This is a genomic window from Nitrosomonas sp. Nm33, from assembly GCF_900107265.1.
Classification (GTDB): Bacteria; Pseudomonadota; Gammaproteobacteria; order Burkholderiales; family Nitrosomonadaceae; genus Nitrosomonas.
The window spans coordinates 1-3,843 of the sequence record NZ_FNPJ01000128.1 but is presented as its reverse complement, the minus strand read 5'-3'; the positions used below and the strand labels follow the sequence as shown (position 1 = coordinate 3,843).

Genomic DNA, 3,843 nt, shown 5'->3' with positions numbered 1-3,843 from the left:
GGCCATCCTTCTCTCGAACGGATAATACCTTACGGCGAAATGATACTGGATAGGTCATTCACAAATTATAATCAATTTATATGTGATTGGCTATACTTTCATAACCGCGTATTTGACAGCATCGATACGCTCGAGAATCATTTGGTTAGTGCATTATGTAATCTCGAAAATGCCCCGGCTTTAATCAAAAGTATAACCGGCTGGGATTGGATTATTAATGCAGTTTCTAGTGCAAATTAGAATAAGGTAAATCTGCCAGATTGGCGCACGATTGTTTTGCTCTGTATTTCAATTTGTCCAAGTTAGCGCAAAAGTTTTACGACAACAAGAGCATATAATTCTTTCTAAACAAATGGAAAGAAGGGCAGTTATAATTACAAATCAAAATACTCGTTGAGTGGCATCGTAACCATTCCCCATTCCATACCTTATTCCGTAGCAAGAAGAGTTCGATTGTCGAAACTAACGCGAAGTAACATGGTGCGTTTCCATGGCCGCACGATGCTGTAATTCATGCAAGGAGTGACCGGGAGTTTTGTGACCAACCCATTGTGGCAGCAGCGAACCGGCGATCATGCCCAACGCTGAAATACAAAGACCAATCAACTGTGGTGGAATCGGACTTTCTTCGCCGATCAGGATTTCGATTAGCAACCAGGAGAACAAACCACCAAAAATAGCTGCTAATGCACCCTGAGTTGTGGCACGTTTCCAAAATATACCGCTGAGTAATGGCACAAATGCACCAGCAAGCGTAACTTTGTAGGCGCTTTCTACCATTTCAAAAATAGTGGATTCTGCACTCAATGCGAACGCAAGCACAATACCACCAAAACTAACCAATGTTGCTCGCATGACCCAAAGGAACTGGTGATCACCCATTTTCGGCCAAAAGCCTCGGATCACATTTTCGGAAAAAGTGACAGACGGAGCGAGCAAGGTGGCTGACGAACAACTCATGATTGCTGATATGACCGCGCCGAAGAACATGACCTGGGCAATCAATGGTGTGTGCTGCAATACCAGTGTAGGCAGTAGTAACTGCGGATCTTCTGCTAATAATTTCGAGAATAGCATCGGATCGATCAAAGTAGCAGAATAGGCAATGAACATTGGCACAAAGGCGAAACAGAAATAAATAGTAGCACCAATGACCGAGCCCCAAAGAGCTATAGTAGCGCTCTTGGCTGAGGTAACGCGTTGAAATACGTCCTGCTGCGGGATGGAGCCGAGCATCATTGTGACCCAGGCAGCGAGGAAGGTAATCCATTTCAATGGATCCATTTCGGGGAAAAAATTAAGTTTGCCTGACAAGCTAGCATGATCAATAACCGCCGTCGCACCGCCGCTGACTTTGCCGCTTATAATCCAGGCAATGAAAAATAGGCCACTCATCGACACAAACATCTGCACGAAATCCAGGATTGCTACAGAGAACATACCGCCAAAAGTAGTATAGGTGAGCACAATAGCAGTGCCAAGAATCATGCCAGTTTCCTGACTTACCGTACCATCGGTGACGACGTAAAAAATCAAACCAAGTGCCTTGATCTGCGCTGCGACCCAGCCTAGATATGCCGCAACAATGCAGAGTGAGGTGAGCACTTCGACTGATCGGCTATAACGCATGCGGTAAAAGTCTCCAAGCGTGAGGATATTGAGCCGGTAGAGGTAGCGTGAAAAAAGGACACCGGCGATTACCAGACACATCGAGGAACCAAAAGGGTCAGCGACTACACCAGTCAAGCCATTTTGCACAAAGGTGGCTGGTACGCCGAACACAGCTTCGGCGCCAAACCAGGTAGCGAATACTGTAGCAGTTACGACATGCAGTGGTAGCGAGCGTCCTGCAACAGCGAAGTCCTTTGCATTGTGCACGCGCGTAGCAGCGTAGAGGCCAATGCTCACGGAAACCAATAGATAAAAAATGACGAACCACAGCAGCATGACCGCCTCAGTAATAAGTGATAAAAATTAATATTTGGTCAGAGCTGGATTATACTGAGGGAGATGGGGAAAATAAACGCTAATCTCTGCTACAATGCTTTGCAAGAAAAGCAGGTGCGTTCCCTTTGCACGACCGATAGCTGCAGCTCAGCACATCCAATCACTTGAGCATTTTATTCCTTTAAATAAAGCTGGCTTTGGTGAGATGGGTCCAATAGCTTGCCGCTATCGGCAAAATGAACTCAATTTTTACTTATTAATAGCTTCTTTCGATGCACTTGCAGGATGCTTGCCGCCAAGGGCATAATTCCTGCACATGAAACACGTCTTGTAAAGTGTCGATCATTTTCCAAGTGCATCAAGCAGCGCTTACCTCTCTCATAGTGCCTACCACCTTATTAAAAACAAGTTCCCAGAGGAAAAAATGGCGAGAATCAGTCTGGAAATTGAAAACACAAATGACCTGGAAATCAGCGAAATCTTCAGTGAACTAAGAGAAAAAGTAGGACAGGTGCCAGCAGCTTATCGGGCGTTTGCGCTACATCCACATATTTTGCAGGCCAATTGGAACCGGACGAAGAACATCCTTGGGAAAGGGAACATCCCCATAGAGATAAAAGAAGCAATAGCAACACGAGTATCAAAAGTTAATAGTTGCGATTTTTGCTTGAGAATACACAAAGAAAATCTTGCAAAGCTTGGATTTAACTCAGCTATTGTCGAGTCTATAGCGAATGGCGAATCAAGTGATCAGCATCTTGATCTTGTACTTAAATTCGTGAGTACAGCAACAAAAGATCCTCACAGTCTCAATGACTCTGATTTTAATGCATTAAAAAAATCGGGTTTTTCAGAAGGTGATATTTTAGAAATACTCACAGTGATGGAAATGTATACTGGTTATAACAAAATAATCGTCGCCCTTGATTTGCAGCCAGATGACTGAATCTAAAAACGGTAGTTGACTGCTTAAGCGAAAAACTGAAAATCATTAACATCTAGCATCATTTCCAAATGTTAGATTGAAAACTGATTTTTCAGAGGACAGAGTGAAGCAGTCATAGCTCATAAGTTGGTTGGATAAAGTAAAGTACTTACTCAAACTACATACCCATCAGCTCTCTTATTTTCTTACCTGGATGTACTTAGTGTGAGTCAGCGTCCGCGCTGCATAATTTTTTCGCCGAAGATAATCTCAAACTGAAGACCGATTATCCAGGAAGATTCGCGCTTCTGGCCAAGTTTATCCCGCGGCCAGTGTATGCCCCCACCCATGACTCAATAAAAAAACGACTCACGCAGATAGCGCTGACGGTAGATGCCACGAAAACCATAGTCTCTCAGCGACACCGGATGAGCAGTTTTACCCTGAATCCAAGCTTCGCCAGCATGGGCTCGATTATCGGCACCTGCAACGTACTTACTGGGCAGGATTTACCGGTGCGGCATTTCGCAATATGGTGTTCCGCGCGGTGAGCAGAATCGCGCAGGTAGTGCCAATTGACCAGGAAAGCAAGGCTATTTTCAGCCTGGCTTTCAGTTCAGCCGTTCAGCGCAGGAGTGGTAATCTGGTTTGGTCCCGAGGCAGTCGATCAATTACTGGGCAGTTATAGCATAACCAGATAATTTTGATTATAATGCAAGGATGGCATATTCATTGGATTTTCGCCGTAAAGTGTTATCTGTTCGAGAGAAAGAAGGACTTACGATAGCCGAGGTGGCAGCGCGGTTTGATGTGGGTATAGCAAGCGTTGTTCGCTGGATCAAGCATGTTGATCGCAAACCTCAAGGGTTTCGCAAACGCAAGATTGATCTTGATGTATTGCGGCAGGATATTCTCGATTATCCCGATGCCTATCAGTACGAGCGAGCAAAACGTTTGGGCGTGGCGCAGAA

Annotated in this window: 4 protein-coding genes; 3 read left to right on the top strand and 1 reads right to left on the bottom strand. The window is 44.8% G+C overall.

The window, feature by feature from the left end; genetic code table 11:
• Positions 1 to 240 (top strand): hypothetical protein (locus BLV54_RS16550; RefSeq protein ID WP_218132429.1); only part of this gene is annotated, 240 nt, incomplete at its 5' end.
• Positions 241 to 462: 222 nt separating this feature from the next.
• Here the strand turns inward: BLV54_RS16550 and BLV54_RS14735 are convergent.
• Positions 463 to 1,947 carry a high affinity choline transporter 1 gene (locus tag BLV54_RS14735; RefSeq protein ID WP_090572350.1) on the bottom strand — a complete coding sequence of 495 codons (1,485 nt, stop codon included), beginning with the start codon at positions 1,945 to 1,947 and terminating at the stop codon, positions 463 to 465.
• Between the two features lie 424 nt (positions 1,948 to 2,371).
• On the opposite strand from BLV54_RS14735, the gene BLV54_RS14725 reads away from it, so the two are divergent.
• Entirely contained in the window at positions 2,372 to 2,893 is a 522-nt protein-coding gene (locus tag BLV54_RS14725; protein ID WP_090572348.1) for a carboxymuconolactone decarboxylase family protein, read from the top strand.
• A 699-nt stretch (positions 2,894 to 3,592) separates the two neighbouring features.
• Positions 3,593 to 3,843, top strand: a 251-nt coding sequence (locus tag BLV54_RS14720; protein WP_090569664.1) for an IS630 transposase-related protein, incomplete at its 3' end; no start/stop codon positions are given.

Coding starts and splice junctions, on each gene's coding strand:
- BLV54_RS14735 (WP_090572350.1), bottom strand. CDS start 1,947: ATGCTGCTGTGGTTCGTCATTTTTTATCTATTGGTTTCCGTGAGCATT.
- BLV54_RS14725 (WP_090572348.1), top strand. CDS start 2,372: ATGGCGAGAATCAGTCTGGAAATTGAAAACACAAATGACCTGGAAATC.